24 protein-coding genes, 1 pseudogene and 1 riboswitch are annotated in these 21972 nt (G+C 59.7%); of the genes and pseudogenes, 10 read left to right on the top strand and 15 right to left on the bottom strand.

The window, feature by feature from the left end:
* Positions 1 to 43 precede the first annotated feature (43 nt).
* Positions 44 to 1255: an MFS transporter gene (locus tag O3W47_RS23095; protein WP_269314666.1), complete on the bottom strand. Its 1212-nt coding sequence runs from the start codon at positions 1253 to 1255 to the stop codon at positions 44 to 46.
* Positions 1256 to 1500: 245 nt separating this feature from the next.
* Here O3W47_RS23095 and O3W47_RS23090 point away from each other — a divergent pair, with 245 nt between their 5' ends.
* Positions 1501 to 2157 (top strand): peroxiredoxin, encoded by a 657-nt coding sequence (locus O3W47_RS23090; protein WP_269314665.1) that lies wholly within the window; start codon positions 1501 to 1503, stop codon positions 2155 to 2157.
* A 65-nt stretch (positions 2158 to 2222) separates the two neighbouring features.
* On the opposite strand, the gene O3W47_RS23085 is transcribed toward O3W47_RS23090, so the two are convergent.
* A complete protein-coding gene (locus tag O3W47_RS23085) occupies positions 2223 to 3026 on the bottom strand; it encodes a hypothetical protein (protein WP_269314664.1) in 804 nt (267 codons plus the stop codon).
* 31 nt (positions 3027 to 3057) lie between these two features.
* Positions 3058 to 3510, bottom strand: a complete 453-nt coding sequence (locus O3W47_RS23080) for a DUF5680 domain-containing protein (RefSeq protein ID WP_174024872.1) — start codon at positions 3508 to 3510, stop codon at positions 3058 to 3060.
* A gap of 167 nt (positions 3511 to 3677) precedes the next feature.
* Between O3W47_RS23080 and O3W47_RS23075 the strand changes: the two genes are divergently transcribed.
* From O3W47_RS23075 to fghA, 3 genes are read left to right on the top strand one after another with little or no spacing between them, the layout of a single operon-like run.
* Positions 3678 to 4133 carry a YaiI/YqxD family protein gene (locus O3W47_RS23075; RefSeq protein ID WP_003502698.1) on the top strand — a complete coding sequence of 152 codons (456 nt, stop codon included), beginning with the start codon at positions 3678 to 3680 and terminating at the stop codon, positions 4131 to 4133.
* Positions 4134 to 4158: 25 nt separating this feature from the next.
* Complete coding sequence (locus tag O3W47_RS23070; protein ID WP_127756056.1) at positions 4159 to 4818, top strand: DUF1345 domain-containing protein; 660 nt, start codon at positions 4159 to 4161, stop codon at positions 4816 to 4818.
* 28 nt (positions 4819 to 4846) lie between these two features.
* A complete protein-coding gene (gene fghA, locus O3W47_RS23065) occupies positions 4847 to 5680 on the top strand; it encodes an S-formylglutathione hydrolase (protein WP_137451986.1) in 834 nt (277 codons plus the stop codon).
* Between the two features lie 60 nt (positions 5681 to 5740).
* Here fghA and O3W47_RS23060 read toward each other — a convergent pair whose 3' ends face one another.
* The 6 genes from O3W47_RS23060 to crcB form a co-directional block, all read right to left on the bottom strand.
* Positions 5741 to 6130 carry a RidA family protein gene (locus O3W47_RS23060; protein WP_080817083.1) on the bottom strand — a complete coding sequence of 130 codons (390 nt, stop codon included), beginning with the start codon at positions 6128 to 6130 and terminating at the stop codon, positions 5741 to 5743.
* Positions 6131 to 6376: 246 nt separating this feature from the next.
* A complete protein-coding gene (locus O3W47_RS23055; protein ID WP_080817084.1) occupies positions 6377 to 6865 on the bottom strand; it encodes a hypothetical protein in 489 nt (162 codons plus the stop codon).
* A 60-nt stretch (positions 6866 to 6925) separates the two neighbouring features.
* On the bottom strand, positions 6926 to 7720 hold the full coding sequence (locus O3W47_RS23050; protein WP_269314663.1) for an ATP12 family chaperone protein: 795 nt from the start codon (positions 7718 to 7720) through the stop codon (positions 6926 to 6928).
* Between the two features lie 29 nt (positions 7721 to 7749).
* Positions 7750 to 8418, bottom strand: a complete 669-nt coding sequence (locus O3W47_RS23045; protein ID WP_269314662.1) for an HAD family hydrolase — start codon at positions 8416 to 8418, stop codon at positions 7750 to 7752.
* 6 nt (positions 8419 to 8424) lie between these two features.
* Positions 8425 to 9414 (bottom strand): RluA family pseudouridine synthase, encoded by a 990-nt coding sequence (locus O3W47_RS23040; RefSeq protein WP_269314661.1) that lies wholly within the window; start codon positions 9412 to 9414, stop codon positions 8425 to 8427.
* Between the two features lie 66 nt (positions 9415 to 9480).
* Positions 9481 to 9858: a fluoride efflux transporter CrcB gene (gene crcB / locus O3W47_RS23035; RefSeq protein ID WP_269314660.1), complete on the bottom strand. Its 378-nt coding sequence runs from the start codon at positions 9856 to 9858 to the stop codon at positions 9481 to 9483.
* A gap of 204 nt (positions 9859 to 10062) precedes the next feature.
* On the opposite strand from crcB, the gene O3W47_RS23030 reads away from it, so the two are divergent.
* The gene (locus O3W47_RS23030; RefSeq protein WP_035239747.1) at positions 10063 to 10365 is read left to right on the top strand and encodes a hypothetical protein; all 303 of its coding nucleotides are present in this window, start codon (positions 10063 to 10065) and stop codon (positions 10363 to 10365) included.
* 237 nt (positions 10366 to 10602) lie between these two features.
* On the opposite strand, the pseudogene O3W47_RS23025 reads toward O3W47_RS23030, so the two are convergent.
* Positions 10603 to 11575 (bottom strand): annotated as a pseudogene (locus O3W47_RS23025) (copper chaperone PCu(A)C).
* Positions 11576 to 11662: 87 nt separating this feature from the next.
* Positions 11663 to 12043, bottom strand: coding sequence for a hypothetical protein (locus O3W47_RS23020; RefSeq protein ID WP_269314659.1), 381 nt, complete (start codon positions 12041 to 12043; stop codon positions 11663 to 11665).
* Positions 12044 to 12217: 174 nt separating this feature from the next.
* Here O3W47_RS23020 and O3W47_RS23015 point away from each other — a divergent pair, with 174 nt between their 5' ends.
* From O3W47_RS23015 to O3W47_RS22995, 5 genes are all read left to right on the top strand, one after another.
* The gene (locus O3W47_RS23015; RefSeq protein ID WP_065655407.1) at positions 12218 to 12403 is read left to right on the top strand and encodes a DUF3008 family protein; all 186 of its coding nucleotides are present in this window, start codon (positions 12218 to 12220) and stop codon (positions 12401 to 12403) included.
* 124 nt (positions 12404 to 12527) lie between these two features.
* Positions 12528 to 12615, top strand: a riboswitch (glycine riboswitch).
* 154 nt (positions 12616 to 12769) lie between these two features.
* Positions 12770 to 13909 carry a glycine cleavage system aminomethyltransferase GcvT gene (gcvT, locus tag O3W47_RS23010; protein WP_269314658.1) on the top strand — a complete coding sequence of 380 codons (1140 nt, stop codon included), beginning with the start codon at positions 12770 to 12772 and terminating at the stop codon, positions 13907 to 13909.
* Between the two features lie 28 nt (positions 13910 to 13937).
* Complete coding sequence (gene gcvH / locus O3W47_RS23005) at positions 13938 to 14300, top strand: glycine cleavage system protein GcvH (protein ID WP_046800190.1); 363 nt, start codon at positions 13938 to 13940, stop codon at positions 14298 to 14300.
* Entirely contained in the window at positions 14300 to 17164 is a 2865-nt protein-coding gene (gcvP, locus tag O3W47_RS23000) for an aminomethyl-transferring glycine dehydrogenase (RefSeq protein WP_269314657.1), read from the top strand. The genes gcvH and gcvP overlap by 1 nt, the downstream gene beginning before the upstream one ends.
* 154 nt (positions 17165 to 17318) lie before the next feature.
* Positions 17319 to 18122 (top strand): endonuclease/exonuclease/phosphatase family protein, encoded by an 804-nt coding sequence (locus O3W47_RS22995; RefSeq protein WP_269314656.1) that lies wholly within the window; start codon positions 17319 to 17321, stop codon positions 18120 to 18122.
* Between the two features lie 28 nt (positions 18123 to 18150).
* Here O3W47_RS22995 and O3W47_RS22990 read toward each other — a convergent pair whose 3' ends face one another.
* The 4 genes from O3W47_RS22990 to O3W47_RS22975 all read right to left on the bottom strand — a co-directional run bounded on the left by O3W47_RS22990 (position 18151) and on the right by O3W47_RS22975 (position 21968).
* Positions 18151 to 18642: a hypothetical protein gene (locus O3W47_RS22990; protein ID WP_120947584.1), complete on the bottom strand. Its 492-nt coding sequence runs from the start codon at positions 18640 to 18642 to the stop codon at positions 18151 to 18153.
* A gap of 179 nt (positions 18643 to 18821) precedes the next feature.
* Entirely contained in the window at positions 18822 to 19634 is an 813-nt protein-coding gene (locus O3W47_RS22985; RefSeq protein ID WP_080817092.1) for a ferredoxin--NADP reductase, read from the bottom strand.
* 146 nt (positions 19635 to 19780) lie between these two features.
* Positions 19781 to 20287 (bottom strand): DUF934 domain-containing protein, encoded by a 507-nt coding sequence (locus O3W47_RS22980; RefSeq protein WP_080817093.1) that lies wholly within the window; start codon positions 20285 to 20287, stop codon positions 19781 to 19783.
* A 10-nt stretch (positions 20288 to 20297) separates the two neighbouring features.
* Positions 20298 to 21968: a nitrite/sulfite reductase gene (locus O3W47_RS22975; protein WP_003521340.1), complete on the bottom strand. Its 1671-nt coding sequence runs from the start codon at positions 21966 to 21968 to the stop codon at positions 20298 to 20300.
* Positions 21969 to 21972 lie beyond the last annotated feature (4 nt).

Here is a 21972-nt window from a genome sequence, read left to right as displayed (position 1 = left end):
TTGGGATGAGTGAAAACAACGTCGTCGTGTTTTCGGCACAGGCTCAGGCGGCGGTGCGCTTTCGACGGGACACCCAGATCAACACCGGCAAGGCGGTAAAAGACAGTGCGGCGCCCGCGAGGAACGTGCCGAAGGAACCATGGATGTCCCACAGCAAGCCCGCGATGACATTGCCCACCAGCACCGCCAGACCTGTCATCAGATTGAAAACGCCGAAGGCCGTTCCCTTGAGGTGTGGCGGCGCCGTTTCCGCAATCAGGGCCGCGAGCAGCCCCTGCGACAGGCCCATATGCAGCCCCCACAGAAGAATGCCGAACAGGAACAGCGGAATGGAATTGGCAAAAGCGAGCGTCAGATAAGAGGCCGCCAGCACGGCCACGCTCGCCGCGATAATTCCCGCGCGGCCGATCCTGTCCGAAAGCCGGCCGGCGGGATAGGCAGTCAGGCCATAGACGACATGCATGATGACCATCGTGATCGGTATCCATGCCGGCCGGAAACCCGCCTCTTCGGATTTCAGCAGCAGGAATGCTTCGCTGAAACGCGCGAAGGTCAGGAGTGACGCCGCGATGATGACGATCCAGACCGCCTGATTGAGTTTCGCAAAATCGGCGAGCCGGAATGGCTTTTCGGCTTTTGGTCTTGCGGGCGCATCCGGTTCCTTCACACCGGCGATGAGAATGAACACCGCAAGGAAAGCGGGAATGACGGCGATCCAGAAGATGGCGAGTACATTTTCGCTGAGCGCGAACATCAGCCCGATGGCCGCCAGCGGTCCGATGAAGCCGCCAACCGTATCGAGCGACTTTCTGAGCCCGAATGCGGCGCCACGAATTTCGGGCGGCGTCACATCGGCAATAAGGGCGTCGCGCGGCGTTCCGCGAATGCCCTTGCCGACCCGGTCCACCGCCTTGGCGGCGACGATCCAGCCGAGCGAGGTGGCGAAGGGAAAAGCGAGTTTCGAGATTGCGCCAAGACCGTATCCAAGCACGGCGAGCATTTTCCGCCGCCTCGTCCAGTCCGCGATAATCCCGGAAAACAGCTTGGTTGTGGTGGCGATGGCAACCGACATGCCCTCGATGAAACCGACAGTGACCGCGGAAGCGCCGAGGCCGGAAACGAGATAATAGGGCAGCAGCGTCTGCACCATTTCCGAAGAAATATCCATCAGAAGGCTAACAATGCCCAGCACCCAGACCGTCGCTGGAATGCGTGCCCGGACCGTTGCAGAAGCAGGCGCAGAAGAAGTCGTCATGATGGCCCCCCGATCGTCTCTGGAATAATCATGTCCTCCTGAAACAATCAACCGGGCCGATATCGTGAAACCGCGACAAACAGGGAAAATCAGGGTTATCAAATCTCTGTGGGGCTGAAGCAAATACCGCCTAAGCCCGATGAAAGGGCTGGCCATTTCACGCAAAAACTCTAAGCTCCAGCGCCGGACACGGATTGCCGAGAACCATCAGTTTTTAGTTCAAATCATTAGGGAGAAAACATCAGATGAGCCTGCGTATCAACGACATAGCACCCGACTTCACGGCCGAGACCACCCATGGTCTGGTGAGCTTTCACGACTGGATCGGCGACGGCTGGGCCGTCCTGTTTTCGCATCCGAAAAACTTCACGCCGGTCTGCACGACGGAACTCGGCGCGATGGGCGGCCTGCAGCCGGAATTCGAAAAGCGTGGCGTCAAGATCATCGGGATTTCGGTCGATCCCGTCGAAAGCCATGAAAAATGGAAGAACGATATTCGCACCGCGACCGGTTTCAACGTCGATTATCCGCTGATCGGCGACAAGGACCTGAAGGTCGCCAAGCTCTACGACATGCTGCCCGCCGGCGCTGGCGACAGCTCCGAAGGCCGCACGCCTGCCGACAACGCCACCGTGCGCTCCGTCTTCGTCATCGGTCCCGACAAGAAGATCAAGCTGGTCCTCACCTACCCGATGACCACCGGCCGCAACTTCGAGGAAATTCTTCGCGCCATCGATTCCATCCAGCTCACCTCCAAACACCAGGTGGCAACCCCGGCCAACTGGAAGCAGGGCGAGGATGTCATCATCACCGCCGCCGTTTCCAACGAGGATGCGATTGCCCGTTTCGGTTCTTACGACACGGTTCTTCCGTATCTGCGCAAGACCAAGCAGCCCGGCTGATTTGAAGCCTTTGATGGGGCGATGAAACATCATCGTCCCATCGTCCTTAGGTATGACCGCGCGCTCTAGCCGGCTTCCTGCCTGACAACGCGCAGCATTGGCCGGGCATCGAGTTCGGCGGGCGTGAAACGCGCAAGAAGGTCTAAAGATGTTATGGCTTCGCCGGCGGCGAAGCGTCGCCCGTTGACGACGAGATGCCCGAGGCCGAATAGGGTGAGGAGCGCTTCCGTCGCATCTCCGGCCGGGGTTTCGAAAAGCAGATTCGTCTGGCCGAAATGTTCCAGACCCGTCGTCCAGGCCCTGATCTTTTCCCCCTCCTCCATCACGAAGGTTCCGAAGGCCAGCATCGCCGCCATTTGCTGCGGTTGGTCCAGATGGCTGTTTGCATAGTTCAGATAGTCATCGAGATTGGCGCGGCCGACGATCATGTCGAGATAATGCAATGCAACGGCCAGCATGGGAGCGACCTGATGAATGCCGAGCAGGGCTGAGGCGATCTCGTTATGGGCGATTTCAGGATCGTCCTCATCCGCTATGATCAGGAATCTGAACTCGCACTGATGTGTCGCGCGGCTGAAATCGTCATATGCCGCTTTGGCATCGATGCAAAAGGTCTTTGACCAGTCGACCCTCGCCTCTGCGACTGCCGGATAGTGGGCCGGCGCAACCGGCGCCGCTGAGACCGGCTCGGGAGTGCCGACAAAAACCCTGGTCGAACCGCGCAGGCCGTCAAACACGCCCTTTTCGCCCAGCCGCTCACATTCATATCCCTCCTCGCCCCACGCTTCTGTCAGCGTCAAATCGGAGATGGTGGGTTCGCAGTCGAAATAGAGTGTCGCCTTGAAAAATTGAGCGTCGCCATTTGCCATCGCAAATCCCGTCCATGGCATTTCCTGCGCGCTATGGCTTTATGATCCCGCCATGATAGTCAAGCCGGTACGTCTCGACATGGCCCCGGTAAATGCGCTCGATGCCGGTGAAGGACCGGAATTCACCCTCATTCGTATCGACATAGACCAGATTTTCCACCGGGTGGGTGAAGCCGCCAAGGAACCGACCCTCACGATAGAGCGTGGAAAGCGATCGCTGAATGACCATGCCAGCCGTGGCGCCGTCGATCATGTCGGGCCGGAGGATGCGGCCGTAATAACTCATCGCCCACACCGCCGTTCCCTCATGCCAGACGACCTCCTGGCCGATGAAATCGGTTCCCCCGAAATAGCTGTCGAGATAGTGCCAGTCGCCGCTCTGATAGCCGAGATCGTGCGATCCCTTGCGCGTGGGCGTCGCGGATTTGTTGCCGCCGCCGACATAGGTGGCGGACTTCGCCTGCACGATGAACTCTTCCAGCATGGGAAACCTTTCGGGACAAGAACATAAAGGGAACATAGGCGATTTTCAGGGTGGTCGCAAGTGCCGCCCCTGCCCGGCATCGAACCCGCATTTCAAGAATGGCGGGCTTGGTAATCGCGGCGTTTGCGCTTAGAAGCGTGGCAGGAATTATCTCAAAAAGAGTGCCCATGCCGCAAAACCCGCAAATCTATGTCGATGCCGATGCCTGCCCCGTGAAGCCGGAGATTCTCAAGGTGGCGGAGCGGCATGGGCTGGAAGTGACCTTTGTTGCCAATTCCGGTCTGCGCCCGTCGCGCGATCCCATGGTGAAAAACGTCATCGTATCCGCCGGTTTCGACGCCGCGGACGACTGGATCGCCGATCATGCCGGTGAGAACGATATCGTCATCACCGCCGACGTGCCACTGGCCGGGCGCTGCGTCGCCAAGGGGGCGCTGGTGACCGGGCCGACAGGCCGCGTTTTTGACCAGTCGAATATCGGGATGGCGACGGCGATGCGCGATCTTGGTGCGCATCTGCGCGAAACCGGTGAAAGCAAGGGATATAATGCGGCTTTTTCACCGCGTGACCGATCCGCTTTTCTGGAGACGCTTGACCGTTTCTGCCGCCGTGTCAAAAAATGACAGCGCCAACGGAAAGGTGCCGCCCATGACCCCGGCCAATATGAAAAGCAACGGCTATCGCCGCCATCAACCTTTCGTCATTGCCTTTTTGGTCGGCGCCGCGAGCCTTGGCCTGGCGCTGGTTTTTGCGCCGCCGCTGGCGATAGAGATCGCGGCCGTTCTGTTCTTCCTGACCTATCTCACCCTTATCGCCTTTCGTCTGTCGGGCCTGACGGCGCAGCATCTGAAGGCCCATGCCGATAGCGACGACCTGCCTGCGGTCGCCATCATCGCCGTTACGCTGCTTGCCGTTGCAGTCGCGGTAGTATCGCTGTTTCAGGCCCTCAACCATACGGGCGAAACGGTCTGGACGCTGCTCATCGCCTTCGCCTCGGTGATCTTCGGCTGGCTGACCATCCACACCATGACCGCCCTGCACTACGCCCATCTTTACTGGCGGCCCGCCATGGTGGACGGCAAACGCCAGCATCGCGGCGGCATGGATTTTCCGGGCACGAAGGAACCCTGCGGTTACGACTTTCTCTATTTCGCCGTGGTGATCGGCATGACGGCGCAGACGTCGGATGTGGGGATAACCACGACCGCCATGCGCAAGGTCACGCTGCTGCACTCCATCGTTTCTTTCTTCTTCAACACGGTTCTGGTGGCGGCGGCGGTCAATGCAGCCGTCTCGCTTGCGGGCTGAACCGGGAAATTTCACAAGGAATGGCTTCATGAACATTATTTCGCAGAATACGGCCTTTGGCGGCATGCAGGGCGTATTTTCGCACACATCGGAAACCCTGAAATCTGAGATGAGCTTTGCGGTTTATGTGCCGCCGAAGGCGATCCACGAGCCCTGCCCTGTCCTGTGGTATCTTTCCGGCCTCACCTGCACCCACGCCAATGTCATGGAAAAGGGCGAATATCGCCGCATGGCCTCCGAACTCGGGCTGATCGTCGTCTGCCCGGATACCAGTCCGCGCGGCAATGATGTGCCGGATGAACTGACCAACTGGCAGATGGGCAAGGGCGCCGGATTTTATCTCGATGCCACAGAGGAGCCCTGGTCCGAGCACTATCGGATGTACAGCTATGTGACGGAAGAACTGCCCGCCCTCATCGGCCAGCATTTCCGTGCGGATATGAGCCGCCAGGGCATTTTCGGCCATTCGATGGGCGGCCACGGCGCGATGACCATTGCGCTGAAGAATCCCGGGCGTTTCAAGAGCTGCTCCGCCTTTGCGCCGATCGTGGCGCCCTCTTCGGCCGACTGGTCCGAGCCGGCGCTGGAAAAATATCTCGGCGCGGATAAGGCCGCATGGCGTCAATACGACGCCTGTGCGCTGGTCGAGGACGGTGCGCGTTTTCCCGAGTTCCTGATCGATCAGGGCAAGGCCGATAGTTTCCTTGAAAAGGGCCTGCGCCCCTGGCTGTTCGAAGAAGCGGTCAAGGGCACGGATATCGGCCTGACGCTGCGCATGCATGAGCGCTACGACCACTCCTATTATTTCATCTCCACCTTCATGGATGACCATTTGAAGTGGCATGCGGAGCGGCTGGGTTAAGAACGGAGAGGCAAGCTGGCGGCGCCCTGTAAGCGCCGCCGCTGCAGATTTAACCTGACATTACGGGATGCGGGCAATGACCTTGATCTCGAAATCGAAGCCGGCAAGCCAGTTGACGCCGACAGCCGTCCAGTTCGGGTAAGGCTTTTGGCTGAAAATCTCCTGCTTGACGGTCATGATCGTTCCGAACTGGTTTTCCGGATCCGTGTGGAACGTCGTTATATCCACGATATCGTCGAAGGTGCAGCCCGCTGCCGCAAGCGTGGCCTTCAGGTTTTCAAAGGCCAGCCGGACCTGACGTTCAAAATCAGGTTCAGGCGTTCCATCGGCACGGCTGCCGACCTGGCCGGAAACGAAAAGAAGGTCGCCGGATCGGATAGCTGCGGAATAGCCATGCTCCTCGTAAAGCGCATGCCTGTTAGCGGGGAAAATTGCTTCGCGTGCGGTCATTGTGCATCTCTCTTTTGGCTGATTGGTCATGGACGCCGAGAAGCATTGCTCTTTAAAAGAGGCTTCGGACGGCCATTTACATACGTTACGTATGCCAGATAGTTACATACGCGCCGCATGTCAATTCCATATACGCGACGTATGTGAGCTTAAGGGTACCGGAGATGCGCGTAATTGAAGCTTGAAATATTTCTGAAGCTGAAATGCGGACGAATAGGCGTCACGCGCTGGCCTTCTGTGTCCTGCTTATGGAAATAGAGCCGTCGCCAGCGTCGTCGGGCCAGGCCGGCTGAGCCTGAATTCGCGGATCACGCGTTCGGCGACGCCATAGGCAAGTTCCTGCTCTATCGACTGGTCGTCGAAGCTGACGACGGTGGCGGTGAATTTGGCTTCCGCGATCACCTCTCCCGTCGCAACGGCGGCGGCGCGGACGATGACCTTGGCTGACGCCCTTTCCCCGAACAGGAACGGGCCGCGTGTAACGGATGCGAGACGGATGGTCAGCACCACGCGCGGCCGGGTTTCTCCACGCGCCGTGGTTTTGATCGCATTCTGCACCTGCGCGTGAATGGACTGCATCAGCGCCGGAGCGACATCCGGGCGTGCGGCGACGAATGCGCCGCGCACATCGTAAAGCAGCCGGTCAGTATTGGTCGCTTCCGGTTCCAGCCTGAAAGACATGAGCGTGAAACACGCCAGCACAAGAATGCCAAGGCGTTTCAACGAGGTGGTCATGATCAGCGGCTCCCCTAACGTGAGGTAACCGCATATTCGATCATCAGGGTTAGAAAAGCGTTAAGGAGCGCTCTTCAGGGACTCCAGAACATTGAGGGCCGCCCGCATGTCGACAAGCCTGACGGCGCGGCGCTCCAGCGCCTCCTCGTCCTCGCCCCATTGCTCGGCGGTCCAGTCCTCGTCCAGATGGGCAAGCGCCCAGGCTTCCTCCAGCGTCAGTTCCCCTTCCGCCAGCGCCAGCGCCAAAATGGCGGAGCCGGTCAGCGATGTCATGGTGTGGAGAGCGGCAAGCGCAATCGGTGTGTCGTATTTCTTCAGCGTTACCGCAAAAGCCGCGATGGCCTCGCGCGGCTGGTCCTGATGCATCACGCCTTCGACGAGAATGAAGCGCGCTCCGAGCACATTGGCCGCCCAGTCCAGAACCGGATCCCAATGGTCCGTCTGGCGCGCAACCAGCGCTTCCGGATCGCCGGCGCGATAGCAGAGGAGATCGGAAGAGGAAAATCGAAGTATGTCCTCAAAAACAGCCTGCGTATCGTTGGCGACGCCATCAATGGCCGTGTTCACATGCCGAGAAACGGGCATGACCACCGGATTCACCACTTCTTTCTGGGCATCCCATTCATCGCGAAGCAGTTCCGCCAGCGCGCGCGTCGGGACGGTCAGCGGCTTCTTGGCGGGAGTGCGCAGCGGCTTGCCATCGAGAAGGATGGTAAAACCGCCCTCCTCCGCCTCGCCGACGGTGACATCCTTGTAGAACCGTTTCGGCAAAGGTTTCTGCATCTGGATCTGCGCGCGCAGGATTGGGTCGGGATGGCTCAGGCCCTCCGAAAGGTCGTTCAGGAGATCACGCATGGCACGTCCTCGTCAGTCGGATAGAAAGGTTATTCAAGAATATCGGCCGGAACATAGGCCGGAATTTCGCGCGGGTGGCTGACGACCGCATCGGCGCCCGCCTTCCAGAGATCGTCGACCGAGGCATAACCCCAGGCGACGCCTATTGCTTTCGCGCCCGCAGCCTTGGCCATCTGCATGTCGTAGATCGCATCGCCGACAACGACAGTATCGGCCGGAACCATGCCGGTTTCATGGCAGCATTCCATCACCATGGCCGGATGCGGCTTGGAGGGGCAATCATCCGCCGTGCGCGAAACGATGAAGTGATCGGCAAGGCCGTGGGTCTGGAGGATATGGGTGAGACCGCGCCGGCCCTTGCCTGTCACCGCGCCGATCAGCACATCGTCGCGTTTCGAAAGCGTATCGATCAGCGTGGCGATACCGTCGAAAAGCGGCACGGTCATTTCCGGCCGCTCCCGCAGAGGATGATAGATTTCCCTGTAACGTTCCGTCATCGCTTTCGCTTCGTCATCCACATGCGGCTTGCCGAGCATGCGGGCGATGGCGATATCCAGCGTCAGACCGATGATCGCCTTGGTTTCGGAGATATCGGGGCGCGGTTTGCCGAAATCGGCGAAAGTATCGGACATGACGGCATGGATCAGGCCGGCGCTATCCACCAGCGTGCCGTCGCAATCGAAAAGAACCAGTTTCATGGGCTGTCAGTCTTCCCTATCGCCATCGGCCACGTCGAGACCGAGCAGGTTCCAGGTCTGTACCATATGCGGCGGCAGGGGTGCGCTGACCCGAAGCCGGCCGCCATTCGGATGCGGAATGTCGATATGGCGCGCGTGAAGATGCAGGCGCTTCTGGATGCCGCCCGGGAAATCCCAGTTCGGATCTTCGATATAATATTTCGGATCGCCGATGATCGGGTGGCCCATATGCAGCGCGTGCACGCGAAGCTGATGGGTGCGGCCGGTATAGGGTTCCATTTCCAGCCAGGCGAGGTTCTGCGCGGCGGTATCGATGACGCGGTAATAAGAAACGGCGTGATCGGCGCCCTCCTCGCCATGCTTGGCGATACGCATGCGATCGCCATCCATGGTCTGTTCCTTGACCAGCCAGGTGGAAATCTTGTCCTGATGTTTGCGCGGCACGCCCTTGACCAGCGCCCAATAGGTCTTCTTGGTATCGCGTTCGCGGAAGGCGGCGGTCAGCTTCTGCGCTGCACCGCGGGTGCGGGCAACCACCAGCACGCCCGACGTATCGCGGTCGAGGCGGTGCACCAGACGCGGCTTTTCGCCCTTCTGGTTGGTCCAGGCTTCCAGCAGCCCGTCGATATGGCGGGTGACGCCGGAGCCGCCCTGCACGGCAATGCCAGCCGGCTTGTTGAAAACGAACACCTTGTCGTCCTCATGCAAGAGCATGCGCGCCAGAAGCTCGCCATCTTCGGAATGTTTGAGGTCCTTCGATCCGATCGGGCCGCTCTTGACCTTGAGATCGGAATCGACCGGCGGTACGCGCACCATCTGTCCCGGCTGCACGCGTGCATCCGTCTTCACCCGGCCGCCATCCACACGCACCTGGCCGGAGCGCAGAAGCTTCTGCAACTGCCCGAAACCAAGTCCCGGATAATGAATCTTGAACCAGCGATCGAGGCGCATACCGGCCTCGTCGGCCCCGACCTTGATATGCTCGATACCTACCATGAAATTTCCAGTCTTTCTGTCCTGATCGCGCGCTCGCATCTCTGGCGCGCCGTTTGGACCAAGCCTTTAGAACAAACTGCGGCCCAAGGCCAGCCCGGCGAAAACCGCTGCGATGGAAACCGCAAGGCTTGCAAGCACGTAAACGGCAGAAAGCCCGAGCGCGCCGCGTTCGAACAGCGCGACCGCGTCGAGCGAGAAGGACGAGAATGTGGTGAACCCGCCAAGCACGCCGGTAACGAGAAACAGGCGCACTTCCATCGAAGCGTTCAGCCGCCGCGCCACAAGCTCGACCAGCAGACCGATCAGGAAAGATCCGACCACATTGACGGCAAGGGTTCCCCAGGGAAAATTCGGTCCGGCCAACCGCACGCTCCAGACCCCGACCAGATAACGGAACACGGAACCGATTGCGCCGCCTGCAGCGACAAGGGCGATATTGATCATGGGGAATTGTGTCTCCGGAAGAAATCGTCGGACCGGACGGTCCAGGACATTTTTAGACCATGGGAACCGCCGGCGAAACCCCTTTGCCCGGCGCTTTGAGCTGTTAAAATACGATTAAATTGCAGCTGTGCGATTTAGCCTTCCAACAATAGGCAACTGTTAATCTACGGTTTTTCAGGGTCGGCGAAGATGGCCGGAGGTTCGATGACACAGGTTCTTTCCGTTTCCGCGAATACAGCGGCCTATGCGCTGGAGGCCATGAAGCCGCCGCAACGCGTGCCGCGCAAGAGCGAGGTTGAAGAGGCCATTCACGAACTGGCGCGCAAGGCCGAACACGGGGATGACTTCCAGCTCAGGGGCCTGATGACGACGATCAAGCCGCCGGCCCTCACCCTCTATTTCCTGATAGCAAGCAGCCAGCGCCAGGAGCCGCAGGCGACACTGGAGCAGGCCGTGGAGGCCTACGAGGAAAACAGCTTCACCTCGAAATCTGAAAGTAACTTATAGATCAGGTGGATATATAGATATTTTAATGTCGTTTCTTCGGTTTATCGCCCTATAGGGGTATCCCCGCATTCAGCCTGGTGTCAGACTGATCTTCTAGAGATTTGCGACCGAGTTCCGGAAAATCACGTGGGCGAATGCCACCCTGGTTTTCCGCCACGGCGCTGAAGAACAAACACGATAGATAAAAATTTGCGGCTACCGGACCTGTCACGCGTTCCGGTAGCCGTTTTTCATCGGTCAATTATGCTGGTGGTCGCCGCCTCCCTTGGCTGCGCCTGCGGACAGCACGATCTCCACCTTGCCGGCCTTTTCGAAGATGAGCGTCACCGGCACCTTGTCGCCTTCGGCAAAGGGCTTCTTCACATCGAAGAACATTATGTGCAGGCCGCCGGGCTTCAGCTCCACCGTCTGGCCGGCGGGAATGACGATGCCGTCATCCAGCTTGCGCATTTTCATGACGTCGTTGACCATGGCCATCTCATGGATTTCCGCACGTCCGGCGGACGAAGATTCTGACACCGATCAGCTTGTCGTCGCTATCGCCGGCATTCTTGATCGTCACGTATCCACCGCCGACAGGCTGGCCCGGCAGCATGGCCTTGGTCGTGCCGCCCGACACTTCGAGGCTGCCGGCCTTTACGACATCCATATCCATGGCCGAGTGATCGTGGCCGCCGGCATGCGCAGCCTTTGCGGCAACGCGAATGGTGGGAGCGGGGCTTTTCAGGGAATGCGGATCGACGCCTGCCGCTGCCACTTCGTCCCAGGAAACCTTGCCCTTGTCGCCGCAGAGCTGCGTTACCTTGAATGGCAGGTCCTGCCCCGCCTCTATACCGGAGATTTTTCCCTGTACGGCGAAGGTGTCGTAGAATTCATCCGGCAGGTTGCCGCCCTTCCAGCGGATTTCGACCGGTCCGCTTTTGATCTCCTTGCCGTGGTTCTTATAGGCCTTCTGGTAGTCTCCCTTGATGACCTCCAGTTCCCAGCCAGCCTTCGGCTGGGGCTTGGCGGAAATGAATCCTTCCGGCAGCTTGATCTGCACTTCGGTGGTGGCGAGCCCGCCTTCGCAGCCATGCGGCACCTGGAGGGCGGCAACGACGGTGCTTTCCTGTTCGGCCGAACCGTCAACGAATGTGGCGTGGGCGAAAGCCTGCGCGGTCGAAACCGAGGCGACGAAAAGGCTGCAGGTGATGATTTTGGTGGTTTTCATTTGCTTGTCCCTGCGGCTGCCATCCCTCTGGGTCCGCGCAGCCGCTCCGTGCCGCCAAAGGCGGCGATGATCCCGTAAAACGAAAAATCAGGCGGACAGGGATGGCGGGCCGCGCGCGGCGGGCTTCTGGATCGTCAGCACGGAGCGGAAGCTCCATTCCGCAGGCAGGCGGTTGTCGAGCCAGGCAAATTCAGTCTTCAGCCAGCCAGCCGTATCGGGCATCGGCAGAAGAATGGACGAGGCCAGCAGGCAGGCCTCGCAAAACAGGATGGCGTCGCCGGAATGGACGGGGCCTTCCCTGGTATGGGAAGCATTGACGCCGTTGCCATGGCCAAGGCAGATTTCCGCAAAGGTGCCGTCCGGCAGCCGGTAACTCTCATCCAGCGCAACGGCAGGGGCTACGGCAAGTGCCGGCTTGTGGGCAAAGCCGAGGGACAACATCAGGGTCGCGCAGAAAATGCGAAGCATTTTCTCCATCCCCATCAGCCGTCTTTTTCGATTTGCGTCCATGTTCTAGGCGATATCCCTGTTTCTCTCCGATTTCAAAGGGGAATTTTGCCGCAGGCCAGACCGTCGCAAGGGAACAATCGATGTCAGGCGGCATTTTCCTGCCGGAACCATTGTTCCAAGGGAGGCCCGACAATGCCAGCCAAATCCAAGGCCCAGCAGAAAGCGGCGGGCGCCGCACTGGCGGCCAAACGCGGAGAAACGAAGAAATCCAGTTTAAAAGGTGCTTCAAAAAGCATGGAGAAGTCCATGACGGAAAAGGAACTTGAGGATTTCGCATCGACCAAACGCAAGGGCCTGCCGGAGAAAAAATCCGACTGAAGAAAGCCGCCGAGGCCATCTATCGCCGCGGATCGCTGCGCCGATGGCGCAGATGGAGCAAGAATCTGTTCAGATGCGTCATTTGGTCCTTGCCAACAGCGGGGCTTCGCAGATAATGAGCGTCGCATCACTGTTGGGAGAAACCGCTTCACTGCGGTGCCGAAGGAGCAACCGCCCCGGAAACTCTCAGGCAAAAGGACCAGCGGTGACGACGGAACTCTGGAGAGAAGCCACCTTTCATAAGGACGGCTCGCCGAAGGGATAACAATCTCAGGCGACAAGGACAGAGGGGGCTCTTGAACCCGGTGCGTTTTTCGCGCCATGACCTGAGCCCGCGCGATATTTCGCGCAACCCTGGAGGCGTCCTTGGACGATACCGCCGAGCTTCAAATCACGCCGCTCAATTCCCTGCATATTTCGCTTGGCGCCCGCATGGTGCCCTTTGCCGGTTACGACATGCCGGTGCAATATCCGGCCGGCGTTCTGAAGGAACATCTCCAGACCCGCACCTCCGCCGGTCTTTTCGATGTGTCCCATATGGGCCAGGTGATCGTGAAGGCGAAATCCGGCAACAATGAAGATGCCGCGCTCGCGCTGGAAAAGCTGGTGCCGGTGGATATTCTCGGCCTGAAGGAAGGCCGCCAGCGTTACGGCTTCTTCACTGACGAAAACGGCGGTATCCTCGATGACCTGATGATCACCAATCGCGGCGATCATCTTTTTGTCGTCGTCAACGCCGCCTGCAAGGATGCCGACGTCGCCCATATGAAGGCGCATCTTTCCGACGCCTGCGAAATCACGCTTCTCGATGACCGGGCGCTCATCGCGCTTCAGGGACCGCGCGCTGAGGCCGTTCTGGCTGAACTCTGGGCCGGCGTCTCGGAAATGAAATTCATGGATGTGCAGGAAGTGCCGCTGCACGACGTGCCCTGCATCGTCTCCCGCTCCGGTTATTCCGGTGAAGACGGCTTTGAAATCTCCGTACCCGCCGACAAGGCGGAAGAGATCGCCAAGGCGCTGCTAGAGCATCCCGATTGCGATCCGATCGGACTTGGCGCGCGCGACAGCCTGCGTCTGGAAGCCGGCCTTTGTCTTTACGGCAACGATATCGACACCACCACGTCCCCCATCGAAGCCTCGCTCGAATGGGCGATTCAGAAAGCGCGCCGCGCTGGCGGTGACCGCGAGGGCGGTTTTCCCGGCGCAGAGCGCATTCTCGGCGAACTGAAAGACGGCACATCGCGCCGCCGCGTCGGCCTGAAGCCCGAGGGCAAGGCGCCGGTGCGTGGCCATTCGAAGCTGTTCGCGGATGCTGAAGGCAAGACGGAAATCGGTGAAGTGACCTCGGGTGGTTTCGGCCCTTCGGTTGAGGGTCCCGTCGCCATGGGTTACGTCCCCGTTTCCCACGCCGCTCCCGGCACGGCTGTTTTTGCAGAAGTGCGCGGCAAATATCTGCCCGTCACCGTCGCCGCCCTGCCCTTCATCAAGCCCACCTATAAACGATAATCTTCATCCCATCTCCGGAGAGAACACGATGCTGAAATTTACCGCAGAACACGAATGGCTGAAGTTCGAAGGCGATATCGCCACCGTTGGCATCACCAGCCACGCCGCTGAACAGCTTGGCGATCTCGTCTTCGTCGAATTGCCGGAAGTGGGCGCAACCTTTGCCAAGGATGGCGATGCTGCAACCGTTGAATCCGTCAAGGCGGCTTCCGATGTCTATTGTCCGCTGGATGGCGAAGTGGTGGAAATCAACCAGGCCATCGTCGACGATCCCTCGCTGGTCAATTCCGACCCACAGGGCGCCGGCTGGTTCTTCAAGCTCAAGCTTTCCAACGCCGCAGATGCCGATACGCTGCTCGACGAAGCAGCCTACAAGGAGCTGATCGCGTAATGACGACGCCCACCGAATTCCATTTCACCGACTATCAGCCCTATGATTTCGCCAACCGGCGTCACATCGGGCCGTCGCCGTCGGAAATGGCCGAGATGCTGAAAGTCGTCGGCTATAAGAGCCTCGACGCGCTCATCGACGCCACCGTTCCCTCCTCCATCCGCCAGAAGGTGCCGCTGACCTGGGGGGCCGCGCTGACCGAACGCGAGGCGCTCGACCGTCTTCGCGAGACGGCCAACAAGAACCAGGTTCTGACCTCGCTGATCGGCCAGGGTTATTACGGCACCATCACGCCGCCGGTCATCCAGCGCAATATTCTGGAAAACCCGGCCTGGTACACGGCCTATACGCCCTATCAGCCGGAAATCAGCCAGGGTCGCCTCGAGGCGCTGCTGAACTACCAGACCATGGTGTCCGATCTGACCGGTCTCGATGTTGCCAACGCATCGTTGCTGGATGAAGCGACGGCCGCCGCTGAAGCCATGGCCATGTGCCAGCGTGTTGCCAAGTCCAAGGCGACCGCCTTCTTCGTTGACGCCAATTGCCATCCGCAGACCATCGCGCTGATCGAGACCCGCGCGGCCCCGCTCGGCTGGAAGGTGATCGTCGGCAACCCGTTCACTGATCTCGATCCGGTCGACGTGTTCGGCGCGATCTTCCAGTATCCGGGCACCCACGGCCATGTCAGCGATTTCTCCGGCCTGATTTCCCGTCTGCACCAGACAGGCGCGATTGCCGCCGTCGCCGCCGATCTTCTGGCGCTGACGCTTCTGAAATCTCCCGGCGAAATGGGCGCGGATATCGCCATCGGCACCTCGCAGCGTTTCGGCGTTCCGGTCGGTTATGGTGGTCCGCACGCAGCCTATATGGCCGTCAAGGACGCGCATAAGCGCTCCATGCCCGGCCGTCTGGTCGGCGTTTCCGTCGATGCGCGCGGCAACCGCGCCTACCGCCTGTCACTGCAGACCCGCGAACAGCACATCCGCCGCGAAAAGGCGACGTCCAACATCTGCACCGCGCAGGTGCTGCTTGCCGTCATGGCTTCGATGTATGGCGTCTTCCACGGCCCGCAGGGCATCAAGGCGATTGCGCAGCAGACCCACCAGAAGGCCGTGCTGATGGCCAAGGGACTGGAAAAGCTTGGCTACACCATCGAGCCGGAAACCTTCTTCGACACGATCACCGTCGAAGTCGGCCACATGCAGGGCGTTATCCTGCGCTCGGCCGTGGCGGAAGGTGTCAATCTGCGCAAGGTCGGCGCCACCAAGATCGGCATGAGCCTTGACGAGCGTACCCGCCCGGCAACGCTCGAGGCCGTCTGGCGTGCTTTTGGCGGCAATTTCTCGATCTCGGATTTTACGCCGGACTATCGTCTGCCGAAGGAATTGCTGCGCACCAGCCAGTACATGACGCATCCGATCTTCCACATGAACCGTGCCGAAAGCGAGATGACCCGTTACATCCGTCGTCTTTCGGACCGCGATCTGGCGCTCGACCGTTCGATGATCCCGCTCGGTTCCTGCACCATGAAACTGAACGCCACGGCGGAAATGCTGCCGATCACCTGGCCGGAATTTTCCGACATCCATCCCTTCGTGCCGGCCAATCAGGCGCTCGGCTACAAGGAGATGATCGACGATCTTTCTGAAAAGCTGTGCTCGGTCACCGGTTACGATGCGTTTTCCATGCAGCCGAATTCCGGTGCGCAGGGGGAATATGCAGGCCTTCTGACCATCCGCAACTACCACCTCGCCAATGGCGATACGCATCGCGACATCTGCCTCATCCCGACTTCCGCGCATGGCACCAACCCGGCCTCGGCGCAGATGGCAGGCATGAAGGTAGTGCCGGTGAAGGCACGCGACAACGGCGACGTCGATATCGATGATTTTCGTGCAAAAGCAGAGCAGTATGCGGAAAACCTCTCGTGCTGCATGATCACCTATCCGTCCACCCACGGCGTGTTCGAGGAGACGGTTCGCGAGATCTGCGAGATCACCCACAAACATGGCGGTCAGGTCTATCTCGATGGCGCCAACATGAACGCCATGGTCGGCCTCGCCCGTCCCGGTGATATCGGCTCCGACGTTTCGCATCTCAACCTGCACAAGACCTTCTGCATTCCGCATGGCGGCGGCGGTCCGGGCATGGGCCCGATCGGCGTCAAGGCGCATCTGGCGCCTCACCTGCCTGGCCATCCGGCGACGGACGGTCGTGAGGGTGCGGTGTCTGCAGCTCCTTTCGGTTCGCCGTCGATCCTGCCGATTTCCTGGAGCTACTGCCTGATGATGGGTGGCGAAGGGCTGACGCAGGCGACCAAGGTGGCGATCCTCAACGCCAACTATATCGCCGAGCGGCTGAAGGGTGCTTACGACGTGCTCTACAAGTCCGAGACCGGTCGCGTGGCGCATGAATGCATCATCGACACCCGCCCGCTGGCTGACAGCTGCGGTGTGACGGTGGACGATGTGGCGAAGCGCCTCGTCGATTGCGGTTTCCACGCGCCGACCATGAGCTGGCCGGTGGCCGGCACGCTGATGATCGAGCCGACGGAATCCGAGACCAAGGCGGAGATCGACCGTTTCTGCGATGCCATGCTGGCGATCCGCGAGGAAGCCCGCGACATCGAGGAAGGCCGTGCGGACAAGACCAACAACCCGCTGAAGAACGCGCCGCACACGGTGGAAGACCTCGTCGGCGAATGGGATCGTCCCTATAGCCGTGAAAAGGGCTGCTTCCCGCCCGGCGCCTTCCGCATCGACAAATATTGGTCGCCGGTCAACCGCATCGACAATGTCTATGGCGACCGCAACCTCATCTGCACCTGCCCGCCGATGGAGGCTTACGCCGAAGCGGCGGAGTAAGACATCGGTGCAAACCGACATAGGAAGGCCCGGAGCGATCCGGGCCTTTTTCATTACGGTCAGCTTTGCAACCGCGCGGTCGACTCCCGCGCAGGATTGATCCGCACACGCTCCATGCTAAACAGGTCGAGGCGGTTAAGAGGATGGAGTGGGAATGCGCCTGATTTGCCTGAATGGTTGGGGCGGAAAGCTTCATGACGAGCTCGTTCCTTATATTGCCTCATCCGACCCCGATATTTTATGCCTTCAGGAGGTGGTGCACACACCGGCCGCCACGCAGGATTGGCTGAGCTATCGCGATCACGGCATAGAGCTGCCGCAGCGGGCGAACTTTTTCCGCGATGTCACGGAGGCCTTGCCGGATCATGTGGCGATATTTTGCCCCGCGGCGCGGGGCGACCTCTGGCAGGGCGAGACACGATATTCTTCCCAATGGGGGCTCGCCACCTTCGTTCGCAAATCCATTCCCGTCATTGCGCAGGCGCAGGGTTTCGTACACGGAGTCTTTTCGGCTGACGGATATGGCGACCATCCGCGATCACGCACGGGCCACGCCATCAGGGTTTTCGACTTCACGGCCGGTCAGCCTGTCGTCATTGCCCATATGCATGGGCTACGCGACCTCGACGGCAAGCATGATACGCCTGCCCGGCTGGAACAGGCAAAACGTCTTGTGCAACTGGTCAAAAACATTGCGGAGGATGGCGACCGGGTCATCGTCTGCGGCGATTTTAATGTTCTGCCTGACAGCAGGACTTTCGCCGTGTTGAATGAGCTCAATCTTGTTGAGCTCGTTACGTCTCGCGGTTTCACTGATACCCGGACGTCGCATTATGCCAAACCGAACAGATATGCGGATTACCTGCTGGTCAATCCGGCTGTGAAGGTCGATCACTTCGACGTCGTGAGACAGCCTGAAGTCTCGGATCATTGCCCATTGCTGCTGGAATTCAGCTGAAGCGCCGCCGCCGTATCATCGCCACCCGTCAGCGCACCAGCCGGATATCGCTCGTCACCACCGTCTTGCCGGTTTTGCCGTCCTTGTCGGTGGTGCGCAGCCGCAAGCCGTTATCGCCGACTTTTTCAATGGTCATCGCGGCGACGCGGTCACCATTGATTTCACGGTTCCAACGGACCGTGAGGTTGATCGCGTTTCCCCGGCGATTCCCCGCCAGCGCCGAAGGGCGGCCGGAAGGGCCGGTATAGGTGCCGCTGTAACGCGCGCCGCTGGCGGCGAGATCGGCGGCGATAGCGCGTTTTACCACGACAAGTCCGCGGCATGTGCCGGACATGCGTAAGGCCGTCGCCTGCGCATCGGAGTTGAGCGTGCAATTCACGTTGATCGGCGGCATGCCGATCCGGGTGATGACCGTTCCCTTACCGGTCCACGTACCTTCCAGCGACGACAGAAAGGTGCTTTCGTCGGCCGCTGCGGGCATCGCCGCGAAAAAACCTGCCGTGACGGCGATCATTGCCATGCGAATTGTTTCTCTGTTTTCCATTGGACGATTTCGCCGATTTGGTTTCGTTCGAACGCTAACGCACCATCGCCTCCGGATGTTCCAGCTCTGCCGTTCCGGAGCGTTCAACCCGTCTTAAAAACAAAAAGGAGGCCTCGCGGCCCCCTGTCTTGTTCGGTTGTATCGGAAATTCGGCGTCAGCCGACGAAAGCGCGCTCGATCACGAATTCAGCGGGCTTGTTGTTGGCGCCTTCGTTGAGACCTGCCTTTTCCAGAAGCTCCTTGGTGTCCTTCAGCATGGCCGAGGAACCGCAGATCATGCCACGATCAATGGCGGGATCGAGGGCCGGAACGCCGAGGTCGGCAAACAGCTTGCCATTTTCGATCAACGTGGTGATGCGGCCCTTGAAAGGATAGTCTTCGCGGGTCACGGTCGCATAATGCTTGAGCTTGTCGCCGACGATCTCGTTCAGAAATTCGTGGTTCTTGATTTCCTCGACCAGATCGAAGCCGTATTTCAGCTCGGCCACGTCGCGGCAGGTATGGGTGAGGATGACTTCCTCGAACTTCTCATAGGTTTCCGGGTCACGGATAAGGCTCGCGAAAGGCGCGATGCCGGTGCCGGTGGAGAACATGTAAAGCCGTCTGCCGGGCGTCAGCGCATCCAGAACCAGCGTGCCTGTCGGCTTCTTGCGCATCAGGACGGTATCGCCGGGCTTGATTGCCTGAAGATGCGATGTCAGCGGACCGTTCGGAACCTTGATCGAGAAGAATTCCAGTTCCTCGTCCCAGGCGGGGCTGGCGATGGAATAGGCGCGGTAGATCGGCTTGTCGCCGACCATAAGGCCGATCATGGCGAATTCGCCGGAACGGAAACGGAAACCGGCCGGGCGCGTCATGCGGAAACGGAACAGGTGGTCGGTATAGTGTTCCACCGATAAAACCGTCTCGGCGTAAACACCGTCAGGTATCTTGATCGCGAAATCTTCCGTCTTGGCTGGCGCGTTCATTTCAGGTTCCGTCCATTCTTATTCGATGCGACATTCTCCGACCGGGCAATTATACCATTTTTGCTCCGGTTTGAAGGCATGAGAATGTCAATACTGCCATGTGCGTAGGAAATATGTATCAAAAACTCATATTTCCACGCAACGTGTCATAGAGACGCACGGCGACGCCAGCTATAGGCCTCGCCGCCGCTCGCCGGCTTGGCTGTCGGCTGGTAATAAACCGGGATTTCCGGCAGGCGATTTTCGGACAGGCGGCGGATGGCCGTGCCGTTCGTCACCGCAAAGCTGGTGAAGCCGGTGCGCAGCATCAGCGGCACCTGATCGATCAGGACGTCGCCAACCGCCCTCACCTCGCCCGCAAAACCGAGACGGCTGCGCAGCAGCGAGGCGTGGCTGAACCCGCGACCGTCATTGAAGGCCGGGAAGCTTATGGCGACAAGGTCGATACGGTCGAGATAGGGTCCGAGCCGCGTCACATCGTCGGCGGGCGTGATCAGAACGCCGAGGCCGATATCGTTGCTTTCGGCGGCGCGAACCAGAAAATCGGCAAGCGGCAGCACCGGCTTCTGCTCCGCCGTCGCTTTCACTTCTTCCGTTTCGATCACCCAGGGATCGTTTTCCACGAAGCCGTCACGGTTCCAGATTTTCGTCATGGCATTCTCCTCAGGCGGCTTCTGCAGCGGAACCGTAGAGCGCGTCCTTGAACGGCTGCGGTCCAACACGGCGATAGGCTTCGAGGAAAATTTCTTCCTTCGAAAGGCGAAGCCCGAGATAGGTGTCGACGATGGTTTCGATGGCGTCGGTGACTTTTTCCGGCTCGAAGCCACGGCCGATGATTTCACCGATCGAAGTGTTCTCATCGCCGGATCCGCCGAGCGTGATCTGGTAGAGTTCCGCGCCCTTCTTTTCCACACCCAGCAGGCCGATATGGCCGACATGGTGGTGGCCGCAGGCATTGATGCAGCCGGAAATCTTGATCTTCAACTCACCGATTTCCGCCTGACGCTCGGGCGAACCGAAGCGGGTGGAAATTTCCTGCGCCACCGGAATGGAGCGCGCATTGGCGAGCGCGCAATAGTCCAGCCCGGGACAGGCAATGATATCGGTGATCAGCCCGGCATTGGCGGTTGCGAGGCCAGCGCCTACCAGCGCGCGATAAACCGGCTCGAGATCGGCCAGCGCCACATGCGGCAGGATGATGTTCTGCTCATGGCTGATACGGATTTCGTCGAAGGCATATTCCGCGGCGATATCGGCGACGAGTTCCATCTGCTCGTCCGTCGCATCGCCCGGAATGCCACCGATCGGCTTCAGCGAGATCGTAACCATGCCGTAGTCGGGATGCTTGTGCGGTGCGACGTTCTGCTCGACAAAACGGGCAAAGCCTTCATCGGCCCGCTTCCAGCGCGCCAGACTTTCCCAGCCTTCCGGCCGGTCCTTCAGTGCCGGCGGCGCGAAGTAAGCGGTGATTGCCGCGATATCGGCATCCGGAAGCTTCAACTCGGTGTTCTTGAGTTCGGCGAATTCGACCTCGACCTGGCGGGCCAGTTCTTCCGCACCGGTCTCATGCACGAGAATCTTGATGCGCGCCTTGTATTTATTGTCGCGGCGGCCGTGCAGGTTATAAACCCGCATGATCGCCGTCGTGTAGGACAAGAGGTCCTCTTCCGGCAGGAAGTCGCGGATTTTCTTGGCGATCATCGGCGTGCGGCCCTGCCCGCCGCCGACATAGACGGCGAACCCGATCTCACCCTTGTCGTTCTTTTTCAGATGCAGGCCGATATCGTGCACCTGAATGGCGGCACGGTCGCGCTCGGCGCCGGTGACGGCGATCTTGAACTTGCGCGGCAGGAAGGAGAATTCCGGGTGTACGGAAGACCACTGACGCAGGATTTCCGCATAGGGACGCGGATCGGCGACCTCATCGGCGGCCGCACCCGCGAAATGATCGGCGGTGACGTTGCGAATGCAGTTGCCGGACGTCTGAAGCGCGTGCATTTCCACGCTCGCCAGTTCGGACAGGATATCCGGCGTATCGGAAAGGCGCGGCCAGTTGTACTGGATGTTCTGACGGGTGGTGAAGTGGCCATAACCCCGGTCATATTTGCGGGCGATGTGAGCCAGCATCCGCATCTGCTTCGAATTCAGCGTGCCGTAAGGAATGGCGACGCGCAGCATATAGGCGTGCAGCTGAAGATAGACGCCGTTCATCAGGCGCAGCGGCTTGAACGCATCCTCGGCCAGTTCGCCGGAAAGGCGGCGCTCGACCTGATCGCGAAACTGCGCCACGCGGCCTTCAACAAATGCGTGATCGAACTCGTCGTAACGGTACATATTC

The organism is Agrobacterium sp. LMR679, assembly GCF_027157905.1.
GTDB classification, from domain to species: domain Bacteria; phylum Pseudomonadota; class Alphaproteobacteria; order Rhizobiales; family Rhizobiaceae; genus Agrobacterium; species Agrobacterium leguminum.
The sequence above is the reverse complement of the archived record's forward strand: the minus strand, read 5'-3'. Positions and strand labels throughout refer to the sequence as shown.